General features: G+C 47.3%; 23 protein-coding genes. 17 read left to right on the top strand and 6 right to left on the bottom strand.

Translation table 11 applies throughout. From position 1 onward, the window contains the following. Positions 1-15: 15 nt before the first annotated feature. The gene (gene msmX / locus NST79_RS20265; RefSeq protein ID WP_003242648.1) at positions 16-1,113 is read left to right on the top strand and encodes a maltodextrin ABC transporter ATP-binding protein MsmX; all 1,098 of its coding nucleotides are present in this window, start codon (positions 16-18) and stop codon (positions 1,111-1,113) included. A 104-nt stretch (positions 1,114-1,217) separates the two neighbouring features. Then, complete coding sequence (locus NST79_RS20260; RefSeq protein ID WP_212060183.1) at positions 1,218-2,057, top strand: polysaccharide deacetylase family protein; 840 nt, start codon at positions 1,218-1,220, stop codon at positions 2,055-2,057. Positions 2,058-2,070: 13 nt separating this feature from the next. On the opposite strand, the gene NST79_RS20255 is transcribed toward NST79_RS20260, so the two are convergent. The 3 genes from NST79_RS20255 to cimH all read right to left on the bottom strand — a co-directional run bounded on the left by NST79_RS20255 (position 2,071) and on the right by cimH (position 5,488). Then, entirely contained in the window at positions 2,071-2,268 is a 198-nt protein-coding gene (locus NST79_RS20255; protein WP_021480969.1) for a hypothetical protein, read from the bottom strand. 57 nt (positions 2,269-2,325) lie between these two features. After that, on the bottom strand, positions 2,326-4,014 hold the full coding sequence (locus tag NST79_RS20250) for a M56 family metallopeptidase (protein ID WP_212060185.1): 1,689 nt from the start codon (positions 4,012-4,014) through the stop codon (positions 2,326-2,328). A 121-nt stretch (positions 4,015-4,135) separates the two neighbouring features. Continuing rightward, positions 4,136-5,488, bottom strand: coding sequence for a citrate/malate transporter CimH (gene cimH, locus NST79_RS20245; protein ID WP_003227271.1), 1,353 nt, complete (start codon positions 5,486-5,488; stop codon positions 4,136-4,138). A gap of 554 nt (positions 5,489-6,042) precedes the next feature. On the opposite strand from cimH, the gene cydA reads away from it, so the two are divergent. The 5 genes from cydA (at position 6,043) to NST79_RS20220 (ending at position 12,792) form a co-directional block, all read left to right on the top strand. Beyond that, positions 6,043-7,449 carry a cytochrome ubiquinol oxidase subunit I gene (cydA, locus tag NST79_RS20240; protein ID WP_003243795.1) on the top strand — a complete coding sequence of 469 codons (1,407 nt, stop codon included), beginning with the start codon at positions 6,043-6,045 and terminating at the stop codon, positions 7,447-7,449. Next, the gene (cydB, locus tag NST79_RS20235; RefSeq protein ID WP_003244559.1) at positions 7,433-8,449 is read left to right on the top strand and encodes a cytochrome d ubiquinol oxidase subunit II; all 1,017 of its coding nucleotides are present in this window, start codon (positions 7,433-7,435) and stop codon (positions 8,447-8,449) included. The genes cydA and cydB overlap by 17 nt, the downstream gene beginning before the upstream one ends. Then, positions 8,449-10,152: a thiol reductant ABC exporter subunit CydD gene (cydD, locus tag NST79_RS20230; protein WP_212060188.1), complete on the top strand. Its 1,704-nt coding sequence runs from the start codon at positions 8,449-8,451 to the stop codon at positions 10,150-10,152. The genes cydB and cydD overlap by 1 nt, the downstream gene beginning before the upstream one ends. Beyond that, positions 10,149-11,876, top strand: a complete 1,728-nt coding sequence (gene cydC / locus NST79_RS20225; protein ID WP_212060197.1) for a thiol reductant ABC exporter subunit CydC — start codon at positions 10,149-10,151, stop codon at positions 11,874-11,876. The genes cydD and cydC overlap by 4 nt, the downstream gene beginning before the upstream one ends. An 85-nt stretch (positions 11,877-11,961) precedes the next feature. After that, the gene (locus tag NST79_RS20220) at positions 11,962-12,792 is read left to right on the top strand and encodes an NAD(P)H-hydrate dehydratase (RefSeq protein ID WP_212060199.1); all 831 of its coding nucleotides are present in this window, start codon (positions 11,962-11,964) and stop codon (positions 12,790-12,792) included. 14 nt (positions 12,793-12,806) lie between these two features. On the opposite strand, the gene NST79_RS20215 is transcribed toward NST79_RS20220, so the two are convergent. Continuing rightward, the gene (locus NST79_RS20215; RefSeq protein ID WP_003244111.1) at positions 12,807-14,180 is read right to left on the bottom strand and encodes a cytosine permease; all 1,374 of its coding nucleotides are present in this window, start codon (positions 14,178-14,180) and stop codon (positions 12,807-12,809) included. Positions 14,181-14,391: 211 nt separating this feature from the next. Here NST79_RS20215 and sigY point away from each other — a divergent pair, with 211 nt between their 5' ends. From sigY to NST79_RS20185, 6 genes are read left to right on the top strand one after another with little or no spacing between them, the layout of a single operon-like run. Beyond that, the gene (gene sigY, locus NST79_RS20210; RefSeq protein WP_015250905.1) at positions 14,392-14,928 is read left to right on the top strand and encodes an RNA polymerase sigma factor SigY; all 537 of its coding nucleotides are present in this window, start codon (positions 14,392-14,394) and stop codon (positions 14,926-14,928) included. Further along, complete coding sequence (locus NST79_RS20205) at positions 14,921-15,241, top strand: YxlC family protein (protein ID WP_003227289.1); 321 nt, start codon at positions 14,921-14,923, stop codon at positions 15,239-15,241. Before sigY ends, NST79_RS20205 begins: the two co-directional genes overlap by 8 nt. Continuing rightward, positions 15,238-15,444 carry a sigma Y negative regulator YxlD gene (yxlD, locus tag NST79_RS20200; RefSeq protein WP_003242917.1) on the top strand — a complete coding sequence of 69 codons (207 nt, stop codon included), beginning with the start codon at positions 15,238-15,240 and terminating at the stop codon, positions 15,442-15,444. Before NST79_RS20205 ends, yxlD begins: the two co-directional genes overlap by 4 nt. After that, positions 15,441-15,629, top strand: a complete 189-nt coding sequence (yxlE, locus tag NST79_RS20195; RefSeq protein ID WP_003227293.1) for a sigma Y negative regulator YxlE — start codon at positions 15,441-15,443, stop codon at positions 15,627-15,629. The genes yxlD and yxlE overlap by 4 nt, the downstream gene beginning before the upstream one ends. Before the next feature lie 6 nt (positions 15,630-15,635). Continuing rightward, entirely contained in the window at positions 15,636-16,523 is an 888-nt protein-coding gene (locus tag NST79_RS20190; protein ID WP_024573403.1) for an ABC transporter ATP-binding protein, read from the top strand. Next, entirely contained in the window at positions 16,520-17,296 is a 777-nt protein-coding gene (locus NST79_RS20185) for an ABC transporter permease subunit (protein ID WP_212060201.1), read from the top strand. Before NST79_RS20190 ends, NST79_RS20185 begins: the two co-directional genes overlap by 4 nt. On the opposite strand, the gene NST79_RS20180 is transcribed toward NST79_RS20185, so the two are convergent. Further along, positions 17,293-18,495: an MFS transporter gene (locus NST79_RS20180; protein WP_212060203.1), complete on the bottom strand. Its 1,203-nt coding sequence runs from the start codon at positions 18,493-18,495 to the stop codon at positions 17,293-17,295. The genes NST79_RS20185 and NST79_RS20180 overlap by 4 nt on opposite strands. A 103-nt stretch (positions 18,496-18,598) precedes the next feature. Further along, on the bottom strand, positions 18,599-20,242 hold the full coding sequence (gene katX, locus NST79_RS20175; protein ID WP_003243042.1) for a catalase KatX: 1,644 nt from the start codon (positions 20,240-20,242) through the stop codon (positions 18,599-18,601). Positions 20,243-20,370: 128 nt separating this feature from the next. On the opposite strand from katX, the gene NST79_RS20170 reads away from it, so the two are divergent. The 4 genes from NST79_RS20170 to licB all read left to right on the top strand — a co-directional run bounded on the left by NST79_RS20170 (position 20,371) and on the right by licB (position 23,673). Beyond that, positions 20,371-20,961 (top strand): DNA-3-methyladenine glycosylase, encoded by a 591-nt coding sequence (locus tag NST79_RS20170; RefSeq protein WP_003227303.1) that lies wholly within the window; start codon positions 20,371-20,373, stop codon positions 20,959-20,961. 28 nt (positions 20,962-20,989) lie between these two features. After that, positions 20,990-21,148: a hypothetical protein gene (locus NST79_RS20165; RefSeq protein ID WP_009968374.1), complete on the top strand. Its 159-nt coding sequence runs from the start codon at positions 20,990-20,992 to the stop codon at positions 21,146-21,148. 162 nt (positions 21,149-21,310) lie between these two features. Continuing rightward, positions 21,311-23,236, top strand: a complete 1,926-nt coding sequence (gene licR / locus NST79_RS20160; RefSeq protein WP_003243034.1) for a transcriptional regulator LicR — start codon at positions 21,311-21,313, stop codon at positions 23,234-23,236. 128 nt (positions 23,237-23,364) lie between these two features. Continuing rightward, positions 23,365-23,673 (top strand): PTS lichenan transporter subunit IIB, encoded by a 309-nt coding sequence (gene licB / locus NST79_RS20155; RefSeq protein WP_003218755.1) that lies wholly within the window; start codon positions 23,365-23,367, stop codon positions 23,671-23,673. Positions 23,674-23,682: the final 9 nt, after the last annotated feature.

The raw sequence follows: 23,682 nt of genomic DNA, 5'->3' as shown, positions 1-23,682 counted from the left end.
AAAGGGGGATGTTAGATGGCTGAATTGCGGATGGAGCATATTTATAAATTTTATGATCAAAAGGAACCGGCGGTTGATGACTTTAACCTTCATATTGCCGATAAGGAATTTATCGTATTCGTCGGCCCGTCCGGCTGCGGGAAATCAACGACGCTGCGAATGGTCGCAGGACTTGAAGAAATTTCGAAAGGCGATTTTTATATTGAAGGAAAACGGGTCAATGATGTAGCGCCAAAGGACAGGGATATCGCGATGGTATTTCAGAACTACGCGCTCTATCCGCATATGACGGTCTACGATAATATCGCGTTCGGGCTCAAGCTTCGGAAAATGCCGAAGCCTGAAATCAAAAAAAGAGTAGAAGAAGCCGCTAAAATTCTCGGGCTGGAGGAATATTTGCACCGTAAACCGAAAGCGCTGTCAGGCGGACAGAGACAGCGGGTTGCGCTGGGCCGGGCAATCGTGCGGGATGCAAAGGTGTTCCTGATGGATGAGCCTTTGTCAAACCTGGACGCGAAACTGAGGGTGCAAATGCGGGCGGAAATCATTAAGCTCCACCAGAGACTGCAGACTACTACGATTTATGTGACGCATGACCAGACAGAAGCGCTGACGATGGCGACACGGATCGTAGTCATGAAAGATGGGAAAATTCAGCAAATCGGGACGCCGAAGGATGTATACGAGTTCCCTGAAAACGTCTTTGTCGGCGGGTTTATCGGATCACCGGCGATGAACTTTTTCAAAGGGAAGCTCACGGATGGCTTAATCAAAATCGGTTCTGCGGCATTAACCGTCCCGGAAGGAAAAATGAAAGTGCTGCGTGAAAAAGGCTATATCGGCAAAGAGGTCATCTTCGGCATCCGTCCTGAGGATATACATGATGAATTGATTGTCGTCGAATCATATAAGAACTCTTCGATTAAGGCGAAAATCAATGTTGCAGAGCTGCTCGGTTCTGAAATCATGATTTATTCGCAGATCGACAACCAAGACTTTATTGCGCGGATCGACGCCCGCCTCGATATTCAATCGGGCGATGAACTGACGGTTGCATTTGATATGAATAAAGGCCATTTCTTTGACAGTGAGACAGAAGTGAGAATCCGATAAGATCAAAAAAACCGGACATGGGGATGTCCGGTTTTTTGCTATTGAAAATTTCAGAATCAAACCGATGAAAAAGGAGGAAGAAATAGACAGAAAGCAGGAGAACGATGAAACGATTGTTTTTAAGCATCTTTCTTTTGGGCAGCTGTTTGGCTCTTGCGGCTTGCGCTGATCAAGAAGCGAATGTAGAGCAGCCGATGCCAAAAGCGGAACAAAAGAAACCGGAAAAAAAGGCAGTACAAGTTCAGAAAAAAGAAGACGATACATCCGCATGGATCAAAACAGAGAAACCGGCAAAGCTGCCGATTTTGATGTACCACAGCATTTCTTCAGGAAACAGCCTCCGTGTGCCAAAGAAAGAATTCGAGGCGCATATGAAGTGGCTTCATGTTAACGGCTATCAGACATTAACGCCGAAAGAGGCATATCTCATGCTGACGCAGGATAAAAAACCGAGTGAGAAGTGCGTGCTGATCACATTTGATGACGGGTACACCGACAATTATCAAGATGCGTATCCGGTGCTGAAAAAATACGGGATGAAGGCAACGATTTTTATGATCGGCAAAACTATCGGACATAAGCACCATCTGACAGAGGACCAAATGAAGGAAATGGCACAGCACGGCATATCGATTGAAAGCCATACGATTGACCACCTTGAGCTGAACGGATTAACGCCTCAACAGCAGCAAAGCGAGATGGCGGATTCGAAAAAGCTGTTCGACAACATGTTTCATCAGCAAACCACCATCATCAGCTATCCGGTAGGGCGCTACAATGAGGAGACGCTGAAGGCCGCTGAAAAAACAGGCTATCAAATGGGCGTGACGACAGAACCAGGCGCGGCTTCAAGAGACCAGGGAATGTATGCCCTCCATCGTGTGCGCGTGTCCCCAGGCATGTCAGGCTCGGCTTTTGGTGCGTACATCGAATCAATGAAATAAAAAAAGGCGGCGTTTAATCGCCGCCCCCTCCGCCGCCACAGCCGGAATCGCTGAAACCTCCGTCACTGCTGCATCCATCATGGTATGAGCCGTTGTCTGAATAACCGAAATACCCGCTGTCCGCCTGCTGGCGGCTTTTATTATCCGATGACTGCGGCTGAATGACTGAAAGAAAAACAATAATAGCTATTATCAATAAGATCACTATCACTTCTGGTCACTCCCTTTTTTCACCATATCTGTTATACGGATGAAACGCTGACCGGTTTCATTTCAAAGTGATTGATTCTTTCAGGCGGTCTCTGAGCCAGCGCTTTAGCACCCCACGTCCTTTGTTTGACAATAAAGTGCCGACACGCCAATACATAGGGGGATGAGGAGCGAACTGAAAATCAATCAATCTGAAAAACCAGCTTTTATCACGGGTGAGAGAGTCAATTTGAAGCTCGTCTTCACCTATTTTAGAGCTGTAGGCACTTTGTTTCTGTATGTCCTCATCCTGCCGAACCGCCAAGATTTTCAAGGCTTCAGCCATTTGTTTGTAACCGCCCTCCAGCAATGATGCGCCAAGATTGTCAGCACGCACCTCCATCCATTGTGAACAAAAGGATTGATAGAGCTGGAATAGGATAATGATTGCCATAATGAAAGCCCAAAGCACAATTTTGTGGGCCTCGGGATGGGTGATATGCTGCTCAAACAAGAGGAAAATCCCAACGACAGCTCCAAGAAATAGAAAACGCAAAAGCTGTGATGACAGAACGTCACGTTTTTTGATATGAATTGCCTCATGGGCCAGAATGCCTTCAATGACACGCTGTGGAAGTGTTAGTGTGGCGCTTGTCAGGATGACCATTGACCTCCCGACATTCATGCCTACTGCCATTCCGTTGTAATCATCACTCTCCGTTTCGTATATGCGGACATGGGAAATGCCGGCCGATCGGAAAATCTTATCGGCCGCTGCCTGTACATGCGGATGATGACAAGGCTTGGCGTCCATCGCCGCCCGCAACACACGGTCTGACATATACATGTTGAATACCCAATACAGGATTACGGCAACAGCCATGACCCATGGAGAGGCGTGTAATGCGTATAACGCGAGCACCAATAAGGCGTAAGCGGATACCCCTTTTACGCTGGCGGCAAAATAAAGCTTACCGAGCAGCCGCTTCACATTTTTTCGATGATAAAACGGCAAAACAGAAATCACATTGTCCACATTGTTTTTTGCATCTGTGTATTCCTGAAGAATTGTTTTCCATTTTTGCGGTTCCTTCACCGTCAGAAACAGTGTTTCGCCGGGAAGAGACAGTTTAATGACTTGCTGAAAGCTTGTTGTCAAATCTAAACGTGATGAATACATCGTCAGAAGCGGATGGAGCTTTAAGAGATCAGCTGTTGATTCAAGCTGAATGTCCTTCAAATCGGAAAGCGGGTATGTACGGGTTTCATAGTGTGAGCTGATATGCAATTTTTCTAAGGCTGCTGAATAAAAAACCTTTACGCTGAAAACATTCAGTATACGCTTCACCAGTGCCCCTCCGCCGGAGATCATGCCGAGAAGGATCACATATTTGAGAGGGCTTGGGTCAGGTCCATAGATGAAAAAAATAACAGCCCCTGCAAACACAATGGCGGTCAGCGTAATGTCTGACAGGAGACGTGTTTTGTTTCTGGCCAGCTCGATTTCCTGCCAGTCTCCCGAAGGTTTTTCCACACGCTCTGAAACAATGAGATCCATTGCGGTCCAATAGCAGTAGAACATTGTCGCGAGTGAGACAATGCCGTCCATGAATGAGAGATGAGAGAAGATGTAAACTGCAGCGCCGACCCATAGAACAATATCAATCCAGAAGTCTATGGCCGGAATGAGTTTTGCAGCTAGGGCTGATATCAAATAAAATCCCAGCCCGAGAAGCATAAAGAGAAATAGATGAGTTCCCATAGGCATGCCAGATTCCTTTCTATCTAGTATTTCCAACTATTACTATAGCATGGGATGGGAACTTGCAAAAATATGGACATGCAAAAAAGCAAGCTCTTTCGTTTGACGAAGAACTTGCTTGCGGGGATCAATAAAACTGGTGCAGCAGCAATAAGGTTAAGGATACTGTGATCGCTCCCCCGATGCGGGTAGATACCTGGGCGAACGGCATCAACTCAAGCCTTTCAGCGGCGCTTAAAATGGCAACGTCACCCGTACCGCCTTGTCCAGAATGGCACGCATTGATAATGGCGGTTTCAATCGGATACATGTTCAGCCATTTTCCAGTGAAGAAGCCAACGGCCATCATGGTCACAACGACAGACAGAATCGTAATAATATTACTGAGGTTAAAAGCGGCGACAAGCTTGTCCCACGGCGTCATGGATACCCCAATCGCAAAGAGAAGCGGGTAGGTCACAGCTGTTGAAAAAAAGCGGGACACTCCAAACGCGCCATTTTCAATTGAGGCAGGCACCAATCTGAACAGCTTGATTAGAACAGCCAGTAACAGCATGGCAACGGGTGCCGGAAAACCGAAAAAATCGTGAGCGAGCATGCCGACTAAGTATAAAGAAACAGCAAGGATACCGCCTGACGCAAATAAAGAAAGGTTGAACATTTGTTGTCCGCTTTGTGATTCCTCCAGCGCAGGGGACTCTTCTTCGGAGCGGTCCACTTTGCCGTTGCCTGTCCATTCCGGTTTTTTCTTTCCGATTCGGTTCAGCAATCCCGCTAGAATAATCGCGCACAAGCTGCCCAGCATAATCGATGGCAGAACAAGTGCAAACGCTTCCCCTTGAGAAATGGGCATGATGTCAGAATATCCGATGGACAGCGGTATAGCGCCTTCTCCTACTCCTCCAGCCATGATCGGAATGACAATGTACAGCAGGGTATGCTGAAATCCGAGTCCGAGCAATGTCCCGACAGCCAGTCCGACAATAGCGGCTGTGACAGAACCGACAATAAGCGGAATAAAGATTTTCATAAATGCTTTTACGAGTGTTTCTCTTTTCATGCCGAGGATGCTTCCAACGACAATGCCGGCGATAAACAAATATAGAAAGTTTGAGTTTTCTGTAAATTCTGTGGTGGATTTGACGATATCATTAGGCAGAAGGTGATAGTACACGACAGCGGACGGAATAAAAGTAGCTAGGATGGCCGGGCCGCCGATAGAACGAACAATCGGTATCGATTTGCCGATTTGGGCAAAGGTAAACCCGAAAAACGCCATGACGGCAATGGATGTCAAAATGTCACTTTTTACATCGTGATGCATAACAAAAACAGTGATTAATATAAACAGCAAGGCATACACAGGAAGCGGTATGATGCCTACTTTTATATTCATGGCTTTCGCAAACCAATTCTCTTTTCGAACCCCTTCGTGAATTGTATCCGTTTGCAATTGCATGTGTGTTTGAAGCTCTCCCATTGAAAAACCTCCCCTATTCTTGATGCAGTGAAATTGTTCACTATGTTAAGTATACTAAAAAATTGAAATTATTAATATATTAAAAATTTACTATTCAACTTTTCTCCACTTGCCGGTTCAAATGAAAAGAGGCATCCTGCCTAAAATCTGTTTATGACGGAGTGCGGAGAAACGAGTGCTGGTGCAGGGCAAGCATTTTGTTCGCAAGGAACGATGTGTTGATGTACGATAATAAAGGGTCATTTATCCTAGCAGCCGACATAAATAAGCAACAAAATAGACAAAAATCCGTCACATAGTGCGGGACTTTTTAGGTATTTTAGGCTTTATTTTTGAAATGAATCGTTGTAAAGTACTTAATATGAACCAGTCAGAGGTTGTGTCATTTGGTCAGTCTGGCAATCTTGCCTCATATTGGACGACTTTTTGACACATTTGTGAAATATTGAACAATATTTTTTTCGTCTATTTTGTGAATTACTGATCAAAGTCTCGGTTCTATTTGTGAAGTAGTGAGCAAATTAACAGTTTTAACCGGAAATGGAGGAGAAAGCATGAGTGAATTGGTATTAGCCCGCATACAATTTGCATCAACAACGTTGTTTCACTTCTTGTTTGTGCCGATGTCTATCGGGCTTGTGTTTATGGTTGCGTTGATGGAGACTCTTTATCTTGTAAAGAAAAATGAGCTGTATCTCAAAATGGCAAAGTTTTGGGGACACTTATTCTTAATAAATTTCGCAGTCGGTGTTGTAACAGGGATTTTGCAAGAATTCCAGTTTGGACTGAACTGGTCTGATTACTCCCGTTTTGTCGGAGATGTATTTGGTGCGCCGCTTGCGATTGAAGCATTATTGGCGTTTTTCATGGAGTCTATTTTTATCGGATTATGGATTTTTGGCTGGGACCGCCTGCCGAAGAAAATTCACGCTCTCTGCATATGGCTCGTATCATTCGGAACGATCATGTCATCTTTCTGGATTTTAACAGCAAACTCCTTTATGCAGGAGCCGGTCGGCTTTACGATCAAAAACGGCCGCGCGGAAATGAATGATTTTGGCGCGTTGATTACAAACCCTCAGCTTTGGGTTGAATTCCCGCACGTCATTTTCGGTGCGCTTGCCACTGGAGCTTTCTTTATTGCCGGAGTGAGTGCTTTTAAACTGCTGAAGAAAAAAGAAGTGCCGTTCTTTAAGCAATCTTTTAAACTCGCAATGATCGTCGGCCTTTGTGCCGGTCTTGGCGTCGGCCTTAGCGGACACATGCAGGCTGAGCACTTGATGGAATCACAGCCGATGAAAATGGCTGCCAGTGAAGGCCTATGGGAAGACAGCGGTGACCCTGCTGCTTGGACCGCTTTTGCGACGATCGATACAAAAAATGAAAAAAGCTCAAACGAAATCAAAGTTCCTTATGCCTTGAGCTACTTGGCTTATCAGAAATTCAGCGGAAGTGTCAAAGGGATGAAAACCCTTCAGGCTGAGTACGAAAAAATATACGGAAAAGGCGACTACATTCCGCCAGTGAAAACGACATTCTGGAGCTTCCGCATCATGGTAGGAGCAGGTGTTGTCATGATTCTTGCTGCGTTAGGCGGCCTTTGGTTAAACCGCCGCAAAAAGCTTGAAAACAGCAAATGGTATTTGCGCATCATGATTGCTTTGATTTCCTTCCCGTTTCTTGCGAACTCCGCGGGCTGGATTATGACAGAAATCGGGCGTCAGCCTTGGACGGTCATGGGCTTAATGACAACCGCTCAATCTGTGTCGCCTAACGTAACTGCGGGCTCCCTGTTATTCTCAATCATCGCATTCGGTGTGATGTACATGATTCTTGGTGCACTGCTTGTCTTCTTGTTTATCCGTGAGATTAAAAAAGGTGCGGAGCATGATAATCATCATGATGTGCCTGTATCAACAGATCCATTTAGTCAGGAGGTATACCATGGCATCTCTTCATGATCTTTGGTTTATACTCGTTGCTGTATTGTTTGTAGGATTCTTCTTTTTGGAGGGCTTTGATTTCGGGGTCGGCATGGCGACCCGTTTTCTTGGCCATAATGAATTAGAACGCAGAGTGCTGATCAACACGATCGGGCCGTTCTGGGACGCGAATGAAGTGTGGCTTTTGACTGGCGCAGGCGCCATTTTCGCGGCATTCCCAAACTGGTATGCAACGATGCTGAGCGGTTATTACATTCCGTTTGTCATAGTGCTGCTTGCGTTAATGGGCCGCGGGGTCGCGTTTGAGTTCCGCGGCAAGGTGGATCATTTAAAATGGGTAAAGGTTTGGGACTGGGTCGTTTTCTTCGGCAGTCTGATTCCTCCGTTTGTGCTTGGTGTGCTGTTCACGACATTATTCCGCGGGATGCCGATTGATGCCGACATGAACATTCACGCACATGTATCTGATTATATCAATGTATATTCTATACTTGGCGGTGTGACGGTAACACTTCTTTGCTTCCAGCATGGATTAATGTTTATCACGCTGCGTACGATTGGTGATTTGCAAAACCGCGCCCGGAAAATGGCGCAAAAGATAATGGGTGTTGTTTTTGTAGCGGTTCTTGCCTTCGCGGCCCTTTCTGCGTATCAGACAGACATGTTTACACGCCGCGGCGAGATTACCATTCCGCTCGCTGTTTTGATTGTCATCTGCTTTATGCTCGCGGCTGTATTTATTCGTAAGAAAAAAGACGGCTGGACATTTGGGATGACAGGCGCTGGTCTGGCGCTGACCGTGGGAATGATCTTTATTTCCCTATTCCCTCGTGTAATGGTCAGCTCGCTTCATAGCGCATACGATTTAACAGTAGCTAACGCTTCTTCCGGAGATTATTCGCTTAAAGTCATGTCAATTGCAGCATTAACGCTATTGCCGTTCGTCATCGGCAGCCAGATCTGGAGCTATTATGTCTTCCGGAAGCGCGTCAGCCATAAGGAGCCTATGACTTATTAATGGGAAAAGACCTGTTTCGATATAAAGGAATGAAGCGGATTCTCACCTTGATTACTTGTTTAACGATGATTCAGACAGCCGCCATTATTATGCAGGCAGAGTGGCTGAGTGAGGCCGTAACCGGACTGTTCAACGGGAAGGGCATTACCTCCCTTTTTCCGATGATCGGCTTTTTCCTCATCGCTTTTATCGCCCGGCACGGGGTGACGGTGGCGCGACAGAAAATCGTCTATCAATACGCCGCCCGGACAGGAGCAGATTTGAGGAAAAGTTTTCTTGATCAGCTGTTCCGATTAGGCCCCCGCTTTGCAAAGAAAGAGGGGACGGGGCAAATGGTGACGCTGGCGATGGAAGGCATCAGCCAGTTCCGCCGCTACCTGGAGCTGTTTCTGCCGAAAATGGTCAGCATGGCGATTGTGCCTGCGGCAGTTGTCATTTATGTGTTTTTTCAGGATCGGACATCAGCCATCATTTTAGTCGCTGCTATGCCGATTCTGATTATCTTTATGATTCTCCTCGGCCTTGTCGCGCAGAGAAAAGCGGATCGTCAGTGGAAATCCTATCAGAGACTTTCCAATCATTTTGTTGATTCTCTTCGCGGGCTGGAGACATTGCGTTTCCTAGGTTTGAGCAAGTCACACAGCAAAAATATTTTCTATGTGAGTGAGCGGTATCGCAAGGCAACGATGAGCACACTCCGGGTGGCGTTTTTGTCATCATTCGCCCTCGATTTTTTCACGATGCTGTCGGTGGCGACAGTCGCAGTATTTCTGGGCCTGCGCCTCATTGACGGCGATATTTTGCTTGGCCCTGCTTTAACGGCGCTTATTCTGGCGCCTGAGTATTTTTTGCCGGTGCGGGAAGTGGGGAATGATTACCATGCAACGCTGAACGGCCAGGAAGCAGGAAAAACCATTCAAGAGATTTTGTCGCAGCCTGGTTTTAAAGAAGAGACGCCGCTTCAGCTTGAGGCTTGGTCCGATCAGGATGAGCTGAAGCTGTCAGGCGTGTCAGTCGGCCGTTCGGTGTTTGATATTCATCTCTCATTCAAAGGCAAGAAAAAAATCGGCATTATCGGTGCAAGCGGCGCCGGAAAATCAACATTAATTGATATTCTCGGTGGATTTTTAGAGCCGGATGGCGGGATGATTGAGGTTAATGGTACAAGCCGGTCCCATTTGCAGGACGGCAGCTGGCAGAAGAACCTTCTTTACATCCCTCAGCATCCGTACATTTTTGATGACAAGCTTGGGAACAACATTCGCTTCTACCATCCAAGCGCTTCGGCAGAGGATACAGCCCGTGCTGCTGCTGCGGCGGGACTGGCGGAGCTGGTGGATAGCCTTCCTGAAGGATTAGAGGGGCGGATCGGGGAAGGCGGCCGGGCGCTCAGCGGCGGCCAGGCACAGCGTGTCGCGCTGGCCCGCGCCTTTTTGGGAAACCGTCCGATCCTGCTGCTGGATGAGCCGACCGCCCATCTTGATATCGAAACAGAATATGAAATAAAAGAAACGATGCTGGATTTATTTGAGGATAAGCTCGTCTTTCTCGCGACTCACCGCCTTCACTGGATGCTCGATATGGACGAAATTATCGTGCTTGACGGGGGCAGGGTTGCGGAAATCGGGACTCACAATGAACTGCTGGAGAAAAACGGTGTGTATACCAAACTCGTGAAGGCACAACTGGGGGAAAGAGCATGAAGAAAGAAGAATGGATTTTGCCGTATATCAAGCAAAATGCCCGCCTGTTCGTTCTGGTTATCTTTTTGGGTGCGGTGACGATTTTTTCTGCTGCTTTTCTCATGTTCACCTCAGGTTTTTTGATTTCTAAAGCGGCGACAAGGCCGGAAAACATTCTGCTCATTTATGTGCCGATTGTCGCTGTGCGCACCTTTGGGATTGCGCGCTCTGTGTCGCGATATGTGGAACGGCTCGTCGGCCATCACATCATTTTGAAAATCGTATCTGACATGCGCGTCCGCCTTTACAATATGCTTGAGCCGGGTGCTTTGATGCTGCGTTCCCGTTTTCGCACGGGGGATATGCTCGGCATTTTGTCTGAGGATATTGAGCATTTGCAGGATGCTTTCTTAAAAACGATTTTTCCTGCGATCTCAGCCTTGCTCCTGTATGCTGTGTCAGTGATAGCGCTCGGCTTCTTCTCTTGGCCGTTTGCCATATTGCTTGCGCTGTATTTGTTTGTTCTTGTTGTATTGTTTCCGGTTGTGTCTTTGCTCGTGACGAGAGCGAAGAATGCGAAGCTGAAAAGCGGACGGAATGTGCTGTACAGCCGTCTGACAGATGCTGTGATGGGTGTCAGCGACTGGATGTTCAGCGGACGCCGGCATGCGTTTATTGATGCCTATGAAAAAGAAGAACATGATTGGTTTGAGCTTGAACGGAAAAAACAACGCTTTACAAGATGGCGGGACTTTGCCGCGCAATGCCTTGTCGCCGGTCTTATTTTGCTGATGCTGTTTTGGACAGCGGGACAGCAAGCGGACGGCGAGCTCGCTAAAACGATGATTGCCGCTTTTGTGCTAGTGGTGTTTCCGTTGACGGAAGCCTTTTTGCCGCTTTCGGATGCCTTAGGCGAAGTGCCGGGCTATCAGGATTCTATCAGACGCATGAACAAGGTGACTCCTCAGCCGGAGGCGTTACAAACTGAATCAGGGGATCAAATGCTCGATCTTCAAGATGTCACCCTGGCCTTTCGTGATGTGACGTTTTCTTATGACAACAGCAGCAAAGTGCTTGACAACTTTTCCTTTACGCTGCGCCAAGGAGAAAAAATGGCGCTGCTCGGCCGAAGCGGCTCTGGGAAATCAACATCGCTTGCATTAATCGAGGGCGCCTTGAAACCGGACTCCGGTTCTGTAACGTTAAACGGAGTGGAGACAGCGCTGTTAAAGGATCAGATTGCGGATGCGGTGGCCGTGTTAAATCAAAAACCGCACCTGTTTGATACAAGTATTTTGAACAACATCAGGCTCGGAAACGGAGAAGCAAGCGACGAGGATGTGCGCCGCGCCGCAAAGCAGGTCAAACTGCATGACTACATTGAGTCATTGCCTGACGGATATCATACCTCTGTACAGGAAACGGGCATCCGTTTTTCCGGTGGAGAGCGCCAGCGGATCGCACTTGCGAGGATTTTGCTGCAGGACACACCGATCATCATCCTCGATGAGCCAACAGTCGGCCTCGATCCTATTACCGAACGTGAATTGATGGAAACGGTGTTTGAGGTGCTGAAAGGAAAAACGATTTTATGGATTACCCACCATCTCGCGGGAGTGGAAGCGGCTGATAAAATCGTATTTCTCGAAAACGGCAAAACAGAAATGGAAGGAACCCATGAGGAGCTTCTGGCGGCAAACGAACGGTACAGCCGCCTGTATCACCTTGATGTTCCTGTAAAATAGAAGACAGCCCTAAAAGGCTGTCTTTTTTGTTTGAAAAAGAAAAGGGACAGGAAAAATAGGAAAAGAAAGCAGAGGAGGGATAGAGATGAATGTTCCATATTGGACGGAAGAGCATGTAAGGGCCACGCTTCCTAAAAGAGATGCGGAGAGCCATAAAGGCACGTACGGTACGGCTTTGTTGCTGTCTGGAAGTGACGACATGCCGGGGGCAGCGCTGCTTGCAGGGCTTGGGGCCATGCGGAGCGGTCTCGGCAAGCTTGTCATCGGTACATCAGAAAGCGTAATCCCGCTAATTGTTCCTGTTTTGCCCGAGGCGACCTATTGGCGTGACGGCTGGAAAAAGGCGGCGGATGCTCAGCTTGAAGAGACGTACCGAGCCATTGCCATCGGATCGGGCCTTCCGCAAACGGAAAGCGTACAGCAGGCAGTCGATCATGTGCTTACGGCTGATTGTCCTGTTATTTTGGATGCCGGAGCGCTGGCGAAGCGCACATATCCGAAACGGGAGGCCCCCGTCATCCTCACGCCGCACCCGGGCGAGTTTTCCCGAATGACAGGGGTGCCCGTGAACGAATTGCAGAAAAAAAGAGCGGAATATGCAAAGGAATGGGCGGCTCAGCTGCAGACTGTCATTGTGTTAAAAGGAAACCAAACCGTCATCGCGTTTCCTGATGGAGACTGCTGGCTCAATCCAACCGGAAACGGGGCGCTCGCCAAGGGCGGAACCGGTGACACGCTGACGGGCATGATATTGGGGATGCTCTGCTGCCATGAAGATCCAAAGCACGCCATATTAAACGCGGTCTATTTGCATGGTGCGTGCGCCGAGCTCTGGACGGACGAGCACTCCGCTCATACGTTGCTCGCTCATGAGCTATCTGACATCCTGCCCCGCGTGTGGAAACGTTTTGAATGATAAAAAAGCTGTCTTCAGAGAGAAGACAGCTTTTCTTGATACCCCGCCCGTTTTTTCAGACGCGGTTTCATTAATACATAGTAAAGCACAGAAGGCACGGCCAAGCCGATAATCCATGCGATGTCCCCGCCGCCAAACATTTTGGCAAGCGGTCCGATGTAAAAGCTTGTGTTGATAAACGGAATTTCCAGCAAGATAGACAGAACGAACGCAATTGTGGTGATCCAATTGACCTTTCCATAAGGCCCGTTTACGTCGAACATGGCTTTGACTTGATACTTTCCGTGGCGGACGAAGTAGTAATCGACTAAATTGATTGCCGTCCACGGAATTAAGAAATAACTGATGAAAAAGATAAAATTCAAAAACAGTTCCATAAAATTGCTCTGTCCCAGTAGGCTTAAGACTGTGCCGACAAGCGTGACACCCAGGATCATGATGATTCTGACTTTGGGCGTGACTTTTAATTTCAGAAACGGCTCCAGCGTTGTTGTCGTGGACATGAAAGCCCCATAAAGGTTAAAAACATTGATTGCCATTTGCCCAAATAGCACAATGATCAGCATAATAAACGAGAAGGGACCGAACAATTGGACAATCTGGCTGCCTGAGTTTGCCGTAAAGTCAGGAAGTGAGGTTGTCAGCAATGCGCCGAGCAGCATCATCCAGATGGAGCTGACAGATGTACCTGCATAGCTGTACCAAAATGTTTTTGAAGCCGGTGTTTTAACTGGCAGATATCTTGAATAATCGGCAACATACGGCGCGTAGGCAAGCTGCCACGTCGCAACTGCGCTGACTGCCACCAAGAAAATTGGCAGATCAATCGCTCCGGGAATCCAGCTGCCTGCTGGAATCGGCAATTGAAAAATGAGAATCGTTGCAGCAAAAAATACAGCAAAAGAGGTCCAAGAAAGGATTTTTTGCATTTTGTGAATCAAATCATGGCCGAAAATGGTGAGTAAAAAACATACGGCGCTTAAGCCTATAATGCTCCATGATCCCGGGATGGGAACAAAGCTGCTTAAGGTTCCGGCCGCCAGAATCGTGCTGCTTGCGAAGAAACCAAGGTAGATAAACATGACTAAGAAGAGGGGAAGAATCGCTCCGATTACGCCGAATTGGGCACGGCTTTGAATCATTTGCGGGATGCCTAGCTGAGGGCCTTGCGCGGAATGAGACGCCATAAATATGGCACCGATTAAGGTTCCGCAAATAATAGCGGCAACACTCCAAAACAGATTAAGTCCCATTGCAACGGGAATCGTGCCGGTCACTAACGTGGTGATATGCATATTAGCCCCGAACCATACGGGAAATAAATCTTTCGCTTTACCATGTCTTTCTTCATTCGGAATATATTCAATCGTTCGCCTTTCTACTTTCAATGCATCGTCCTCCATATTGGATGTTTTTTTGAAATCGACATAAAGTCATAGCTTAACAGACTATAAGAGGGTTTACAAATAAGGATATGCAGCCAAACGGCCGGGAAGCCTGATCTGTCAATAGCTGAAAAGAATTGTAAAAAAGATGAACGCTTTTGAATCCGGTGTCGTCTCATAAGGCAGAAAAACAAAAAAGGGGGGATCACGGTCATTGGATACACATGAAGAACAGCGGCTGATCCAGCAGGCGAAAGAGGGAAACGACGAGGCGTTTACAGCCCTTTTCCACTATCACTATTCTTTCTTATATAAATACTTGTTAAAGCTTTCCCTTCACCCCGATCTCAGCGAGGAACTTGTTCAGGAAACCTTTCTGAAAGGGTACATCCATTTAAGAAGCTTTCAGGGCCGTTCAAAATTCTCCACATGGCTGATCTCCATTGCATCGCGGCTCTATCTCGATCACCAGAAAAAGAGAAAGAGAGAATGGAAACGGAATCAGACAGTTACGGAGGAAACAATCCGCAAGATCAAGTGGGACGTGTCGGCGAAAGGGGCAGAGTGGAGCGAAACGCTCGATCTGTTTTCAAAGCTGGACCCTAAACTGCGCACACCGGTTTTATTAAGGCATTACTACGGCTATACCTACGCTGAAATCGGGGTGATGCTTCAAATCAAAGAAGGCACTGTAAAGTCCAGAGTTCATAAAGGGCTCCAGCAAATCAGAAAGGAGTGGGACGATGAATAAAGAAAAGCTTTCTGATCATTTAAAGTCAGAATGGAAAAAAATTGATCAAACAGCCAATCCCTCTATACCGAATCAAAAAGAACTGCTTCACCAGCTGTCACAAATGAAAGCTGAATACAGAAAAAAACTTCTTCAAGAGATCATTTTATTTGTATTCTGCGCGCTGATGGTTGTGAGTGCTGCAATCTTAGCTTTCACTCAAGCTCCTGCTGTGTTTATTGTGCTTCAGGTTTGTGTGCTTGCGGTGCTGCCGATTTTGATTGCGGCTGAGAAAAAAAGGCATCTCGGCGAATGCGAGGTGAAACGCGGATGACACAAACAGAAATTATCATAACGGTTGCGGCTTGTCTCATCGTATTGGCGCAGGGAATCTTTTTATTTATTGATGCGAAAAAACGTAATCACATGGCATGGGTTTGGGGGATTGTCGGATTGATTCAAGCACCGATGCCTCTGATTTGTTATTACTTTTTTGTCATTAGGCCGGATCGGAAGAAAAGGGGGATCAAGCAATGAATATTTCTTGGGAAATGATTTTGCCGCTGATTGTATTACAGCTGGCTTTGGCGGTGTTTGCCCTTATCAGCTGTATAAAAGAAGAGCGGACGAACGGGCCAAAGTGGATGTGGGCTGCAATCATCGTATGTATCAATATTATCGGGCCGATTTTATTTTTCACCGTCGGCAGAAAGCAAAGGTAAGCCGATATGCTGTCTATTGAATCATTATGCAAATCGTACAGGCATCATGAAGCTGTAAAGAATATCAGTTTTCACGTGAATGAAAACGAGTGTGTCGCGCTATTAGGTCCCAATGGAGCCGGCAAAACCACGACTCTGCAAATGCTGGCCGGTCTGCTTTCGCCAACCTCCGGAAACATTAAGCTGTTAGGAGAAAAAAAGCCGGATCGGCGTTTGATTGGGTACCTCCCGCAGTATCCAGCTTTTTATTCCTGGATGACCGCAAATGAATTTTTGACATTTGCGGGGAGACTGTCCGGCCTTTCGAAGAGAAAATGCCAAGAGGAAATCGGCGAGATGCTGGAATTTGTGGGTTTGCACGAAGCGGCGCACAAAAAGATCGGGGGCTATTCAGGAGGCATGAAACAAAGACTCGGTCTGGCACAGGCACTGCTCCATAAACCGAAGTTTTTGATATTGGATGAACCGGTGTCTGCGCTTGATCCGACAGGACGGTTCGAGGTGCTGGACATGATGCGGGAGCTGAAAAAGCATATGGCCGTTCTGTTTTCTACACATGTTTTGCACGATGCAGAACAGGTGTGTGATCAAGTGGTGATTATGAAAAACGGTGAGATTTCATGGAAAGGCGAGTTACAGGAGCTGAAACAACAGCAGCAAACGAACGTTTTTACCCTTTCAGTGAAAGAGAAGCTGGAAGGTTGGCTTGAAGAGAAGCCTTACGTCTCAGCTATTGTCTATAAGAATCCGTCCCAAGCGGTTTTCGAGCTGCCTGATATACACGCTGGCCGGTCATTATTAAGTGACTGTATCCGAAAGGGATTGACCGTCACCCGCTTTGAACAGAAAACGGAGTCTCTAGAAGACGTCTATCTAAAGGTGGTGCACGCATGAAGGTGATGATGGCGCTTTTGCAGAAGGAGTGGCTGGAAGGATGGAAAAGCGGCAAGCTGATTTGGCTGCCGATTGCGATGATGATCGTCGGGCTGACACAGCCGCTGACCATTTATTATATGCCGGAAATCATCGCACATGGAGGGAACCTTCCTGACGGCATGAAAATTAGTTTTACAATGCCCTCCGGGTCTGAAGTGATGGTCAGCACGCTTTCTCAATTCAACACGCTTGGCATGGCTCTGGTCATCTTTAGCGTGATGGGCAGTGTAGCCAATGAAAGAAATCAAGGGGTAACAGCGCTGATTATGTCGCGGCCTGTGACGGCAGCCCATTATATTGTGAGTAAATGGCTCATCCAAAGCGTGATCGGCATTATGTCGTTTGCAGCTGGATACGGGCTTGCTTATTATTACGTCCGGCTGCTGTTTGAGGACGCATCATTCAGCCGCTTTGCCGCAAGCCTTGGCCTTTACGCTCTTTGGGTGATATTTATTGTGACCGCCGGCCTTGCCGGAAGTACGATATTCCGGTCTGTCGGAGCAGCTGCGGCTTGCGGGATCGGGCTCACAGCAGCTGTTTCCTTTGCTGTTTCACTATTTCCAGATGGTGCGAAGTGGCTTCCGGCCGAGATTTGCAAGCAGGCGGAGCATATCCTTCTTCATGGAGAGCGGGCAGATTTTTTCGGATGGTCACTCACTTTCTCCATTCTGTGCATCATGCTTCTGGCCGTGTTTTCTGTGTGGCGCTTCCGGCGGTATAAAAACTATTAATTGATCATGTTACGTTTTTGCGCGAGCATCACAAAAAAGGCGGCAAATGCCAGAGACCCGGCTCCATAAAAAACTCCCGCAAGCCCGACAAGCTGTGCGATTTTTCCGGCAAGAAGGGGACCGAGGAAGATGCCTAGCGCATAAAATGATTGATAAAACCCCATCACTGACATTTTTAATCGGGCAGAACTGATTTCGACGACATGGCTTAGCAGCAGAGGAAAAACGAAGCCGAGCGCCAGTCCGATACAGGCGTGTGTGATGCAAACCGTGAACAATGCAGCTGAAAAAGGAACGTATAGCAAACAGACCCCGGTGACAGCGAAACTAATGAGCATCACGGAGTAAGCGATACGGCTTGTAAAGCGCAGAAACACAAAGCTTAATGTGGCGGCTGCGTGTGGGAGGAAAAAGGCGCTCATCACCCAAAGAAGCTCCGCGTCGCCCATTCCGAGCTGATTCATGTAAAGCGGCGTAAAACCAAACACTGTGATAAATAATACGGCATGGGCCGTCATAGACAGGATGGTGAAAAGCTTCAGCTTTGGCAGCCGCAATGTATCTTTGATGTACTGATTGACACGAATGGTGCCACGGTTTGCGGGAGGAGCAGACGGATCCTGAATAAAGCAGCAGATCACCAGACCTGCGGCAGAAGCTGCCAGCGCCATCCAAAAAGGAACCTGCCTCCCTAAATGGGCTGCGGCGAGCCCGCAGAACACAATGCTGGCAAACTGAGGCATGACGGTAAAAAACTGCATGATGCCCATTGCTTTTGATGCATTGCCATTGTCGAAATAATGTGCGTATAAAATGGTCGCCATCACCCACGTAGAAGCAGTGATTCCCGCGAAAAGCCGGGCGGCCAGCACGAAGAAGAAAGAATCAAACATCAGAAAAAGCAGGCTGCTGAGGACGGAAAAGCCGAACCCGGCAATTAACAATTGCTTGCGCAAGGAAAACAGGATGTCTGACAAAAGGCCGAGCGGGAATCGCAGAAGGATTTGCGTGACCCCGTAGCTGCCGAGAATGATGCCGATTGCGCCATATGAAAAGTGCAGATCCTCCAAATACAGACTGAATACAGGAACGTAAATATAGCCTGAAAACCAGAAACAAAATACCATGCATAAAAAAACGGCGTGATCTAAGGCGCCGATTGTTTTTTTCTGAGGAATCAAGTCCTGCTGTAATTCCATCGTATCTCTCCACCCCTTTCCTTCCAGTACAACACAATTGTTGAAAGCGTTTCAATAGAAAAATAAAAAAACAGGGCTTCAAAAAAAGCCCTGTTCGCTGTTGTTAATACGGATCAGATGGATGGCTCTCCTGTTCAGCCTGCTTTGCAGCCTGTTCCGTTTCAGTTGTGCCGATCGGCCCGTTGCTGTTGTTTTCGGAAACCTTTTTTAGCCCTTCTGCTACACGTTTTCCGTAGTCAGGATCAGCTTTTGTGAAATTCTCAATCATTTGATCCTGAATTTCTTTTCGGCACGTAGAAAGCGTATTCACCAAATTCGTAATCAATTCGTTCCGCTCAAATTCAGTAAATCTCCGGTACGTTTCTCCAGCCTGTCCGAAGTTGTTTGTTCTGTCAATCGCTTCACGCTTTACATCACCTTCGACATGCGGCGTATGGTCTTTTCCGTCCTGCTTCGCTTCCTTCAGCCCGCCCATAATGGATGGCTCATAGTTGACGTGCGGGTTTTGTCCTTCTGCTCTATCGACCCGATATTGCATTTGCCCGCCTTCCTGGTTGGTGGCGACATGCTTTTTCGGCGAGTTGATCGGAAGCTGCAGGTAATTTGCGCCTACACGGTAGCGCTGCGTATCAGAGTAGGCAAACGTACGCCCCTGGAGCAATTTGTCGTCTGAAAAATCAAGCCCGTCGACAAGCACTCCCGTTCCAAATGAAGCTTGCTCCACTTCCGCATGGTAGTTTTCCGGATTTTTGTTCAGAACCAATTTGCCGATCGGTTTCCATGGGAAATCGTCTTTATACCACAGTTTTGTTGGATCAAGAGGATCAAAGTCCAGTTCAGGATGCTCATCATCGCTCATGATTTGAGCATATACTTCCCACTCTGGATAATCGCCATTTTCAATCGCGTCATATAGATCCTGTGTGGCATGGTTAAAGTTTTTCCCTTGAATCTCTTCTGCTTCCTTCTGTGTCAGGTTGCGGATGCCCTGCTTCGGTTCAAAATGGTATTTCACGAGAACGGCCTTGCCCTCCTCATTCACCCATTTATAGGCATGTACGCCTGAACCCTGCATTTGCCGGTAGTTGGCCGGAATGCCCCAAGGCGAAAACAAGAAGGTGATCATGTGTGTCGCTTCAGGAGATTGAGAAATGAAATCGAAGATACGTTCACCATCCTGGATGTTTGTCACTGGATCAGGCTGAAATGCGTGTACAAGATCCGGAAATTTCAGCGGGTCGCGGATAAAAAAGATTTTCAGGTTGTTTCCGACCAAATCCCAGTTTCCGTCTTCTGTATATAGCTTTACAGCAAAACCGCGCGGGTCTCTCAATGTTTCAGGCGAGTGTTTTCCATGATTCACAGTTGAAAAACGGACAAATGCCGGTGTTTTCTTGCCTTTTTCCTGAAAGAGCTTGGCCCTTGTGTATGTTGAAATCGGTTCGTCTCCGAAGCTTCCGTACGCTTCAAAATATCCATGTGCACCTGCTCCCCTGGCATGAACAACCCGCTCTGGGATGCGTTCCCGGTCGAAGTGGCTGATCTTTTCGAGAAAATCATAGTTCTCAAGTGTTGTAGGCCCTCTATTCCCGACGGTTCTCACATTCTGGTTGTCAGTAACAGGATGCCCCTGCCTATTCGTTAAGGTATCCTCTGACTCGTTTTTCCCGGATGTCTTATGAGAAAACGCTTCCTCGCTCCCTTGGGCATTTGATTGGTGCTGCTTGTTTTGATGATCATCTTTCAATGGTTGGCCCTCCTTTTTTGAACGGTAACAATATTCCCTGAATGGAAAGATTTTAAAACAGCCGTTTTTTTTGATCTGCTTCGGGAATGGTACAATGTACAAAAATCGGTAAAAGGAGAGGTCGATTCGTGACGAGAGAAAAAAATCCGCTGCCCATCACGTTTTATCAAAAAACCGCTCTTGAGCTTGCCCCATCGCTTCTGGGCTGCCTTCTTGTAAAAGAAACAGACGAAGGCACAGCGTCAGGCTATATTGTGGAAACAGAGGCCTATATGGGGGCTGGAGACAGAGCGGCCCACAGCTTTAACAACCGCCGGACGAAGCGGACTGAGATCATGTTTGCAGAAGCTGGGCGGGTATATACATACGTGATGCACACCCATACATTGCTGAATGTCGTTGCGGCGGAAGAGGATGTCCCGCAAGCAGTATTAATCAGGGCGATTGAGCCGCATGAAGGCCAGCTGTTAATGGAGGAGAGAAGGCCGGGCAGGAGTCCGAGGGAATGGACAAACGGACCAGGAAAGCTGACGAAAGCGCTTGGCGTCACGATGAATGACTACGGACGCTGGATCACGGAACAGCCGCTTTACATCGAAAGCGGGTACACACCGGAAGCAATTTCAACCGGCCCGCGCATCGGCATTGACAACAGCGGGGAGGCACGCGATTATCCATGGCGTTTCTGGGTGACGGGAAACAGGTACGTGTCGCGTTAGCATGTTTAAGGAAGAGGCAATCAGGGGAATGGTTGAGAAAAAAGAAGGGAGAATCGGAGCTTTGAAAAAGATGATCAAAACCGTTATCAAATGGGCGCCGGTCATTTACCCGATTGTTCGAAAAATCATGAAGGACCGCAAGGCGTCTAAACAAAAGAATATGTCCGCATCTAGAACAGCCGGCTGATCCCGGCTGTTTTTTTATAGGTCAGTTTTCCCTCTAGTCCTCCGGATGTTCATTGACTTGCCATTCTCTCCATTATAGAATTTATATACATTTCGCATCCCTTCATCATCCTTTCTGCCTATTCACTGAATCCCTGCATCTACTAGTTAGGAGGTTTTTCTCATGCTTCATGGGCGACTACGTGATATTCTGCGCTTGCTGATGGCGGCTGAAGCCCCGGTGACAAGTTCGTTTTTTGCCGCGCAATTAAACGTAACGACGCGGACAGTCCGCAATGATATAAAGGAACTTCAAGGTGTGCTAAGCGGCCACGGTGCCTTTGTACAATCTGTAAGAGGCTCCGGCTACAAGCTCCGCATTGATGACGAGCAAGTATTCAGAACACTGCTGCAAGATGAATTTCAGCAAAAAAAGGGCCTGCCGGTATTGCCGGAGGAGAGAATGGCCTATCTTATGAAACGTCTGCTGCTGGCGGACCATTATCTCAAGCTCGATGAACTTGCTGAAGAACTATTTATCTCAAAATCTACACTCCAAACGGATTTAAAGGAAGTAAAGAAACGTCTGCTGCCTTACCGCATCGTCATGGAAACACGTCCGAATTACGGCTTCAAGCTGCGCGGGGACGAGGTGCAGATGAGGTACTGCATGGCGGAGTACATTGTTGATGAAAGAGAAACGGAGATAGATGTTTTAAATGAAAAGGCTGATATTTTGCCAAAAGAAGAAATTGAGATCATCCGTTCCGCCATCTTGAAAAAAATGAAAAACGACCGCATCCCTCTGTCCAACATGGGACTGAATAACCTCATTATCCATATCGCTATCGCCTGTAAACGGATCAGAACGGAAAACTATGTTTCTCTTTTCCCGAAAGATATGGATCATATCCTGCATCAAAAGGAGTACCAGGCTGCAGAAGCCATCGTAAAAGAGCTGGAATCAAAGCTTTCCGTTACGTTTCCGAAAGACGAGACGGCCTACATCACCATGCATCTCCTTGGCACAAAACGAATGACACAATCACAATGCGGAGAGGACACATTTTCAATAGAAGAGGAAACCGATCAGCTGACACTTGCCATGATCAAAGCTGTTGATCGTGAACTGAAGCTTGGCATCCTGCATGACAAAGAGCTGAAAATCGGCTTGGCACTGCATATGAAGCCGGCGATCAGCCGCAACCGATACGGCATGAATCTTCGAAATCCGATGCTGGCAGCGATCAAGGAACATTATCCACTCGCTTTTGAAGCCGGGATCATTGCCGGAATCGTGATAAAGGAACAAACGGGTATTGAGATTCATGAAAACGAAATTGGATATTTGGCTCTCCACTTTGGCGCCGCGATTGAACGAAAAAAAACAGAAAGCCCGCCGAAACGCTGTATCATTGTATGCGCATCGGGAGCCGGAAGCGCCCAGCTTCTGCGCGAAAAACTGCGTTCCCATTTCGGCAAGCGGCTCGATATTCTTGGAACGGCTGAGTATTATAGTCTTGATCAAATGTCCTACGAATCAATTGATTTTGTCATCAGCACCATTCCGATTAAAAAAGAGCTCCCTGTACCAGTACTGAAGGTTAACACCATCTTAGGCGGAACTGACTTTACAAAAATAGAATCTATTCTGAGTGATGAAAAGGAAAAAGCCAATCGCTACCTAAAAAAAGAACTCGTTTTTTTTCAGGAGGATCTGCGCTCAAAAGAAGAAGTGATTCAATTTTTAGGGCAGAAAGTGGTCGAATGCGGCTTTGCCGATGAAGAAATCATAGATTCCATTTTTGAAAGAGAAGACATGTCGCCAACGTGTTTTGGCAATCTTGTTGCCATCCCGCACCCGCTTGTTCCGCAGACGAAAACAACGTTTTGGGCCGTTTGTACGCTCAAAAAACCGATCGATTGGGAGAGTCAGCGAGTTCAATTTGTCTGTCTGCTTTGTGTCGAAAAGGAGAACAAAGCGGATTTACAAAGCATGTATAAACTGCTTGGCAGCATTTTGGATGACCCGGCGGCGATGAACCAGCTGATCAAATGCCGTTCATATCAAGAGCTTTCGGATGTGTTTGACCAAAAAATGCTGAGCTGACAGCCTGTATATACCTTTTTTCCGTTGCCTGCGGAAAAACCCTGAGTGTTTATGAAAGCGATTTCATAATATGATGATAGCAACAGCAGGACATTACAAAATTGATCAAACTCTAGGGGGTCTTTTACATGAATATATTACTCGTTTGTGCAGCAGGCATGTCTACTAGCTTACTGGTGAGCAAGATGGAAAAAAGTGCGCAGGAACAGGGAAAAGACTATACCATTTGGGCAGTTTCAGGCGATTCTGTACAAAATCATATCGATAAAGCGGATGTATTGCTTCTCGGTCCGCAAGTCCGTTACATGCTTCCGCAGCTCAAAAAATTAGGAGAGTCAAAGGGGGTTCCGGTAGACGTCATTAATACCGTCCATTATGGAACGTGCAATGGGGCGGAAGTGCTGAAATCAGCTGAACAGCTTGGACATGTGTCATAGAGAGGGGCG

It is taken from the genome of Bacillus sp. PS196 (assembly GCF_037963555.1).
Taxonomy (GTDB): Bacteria; Bacillota; Bacilli; order Bacillales; family Bacillaceae; genus Bacillus; species Bacillus subtilis.
This window is presented reverse-complemented; position numbering and strand designations above follow the sequence as displayed.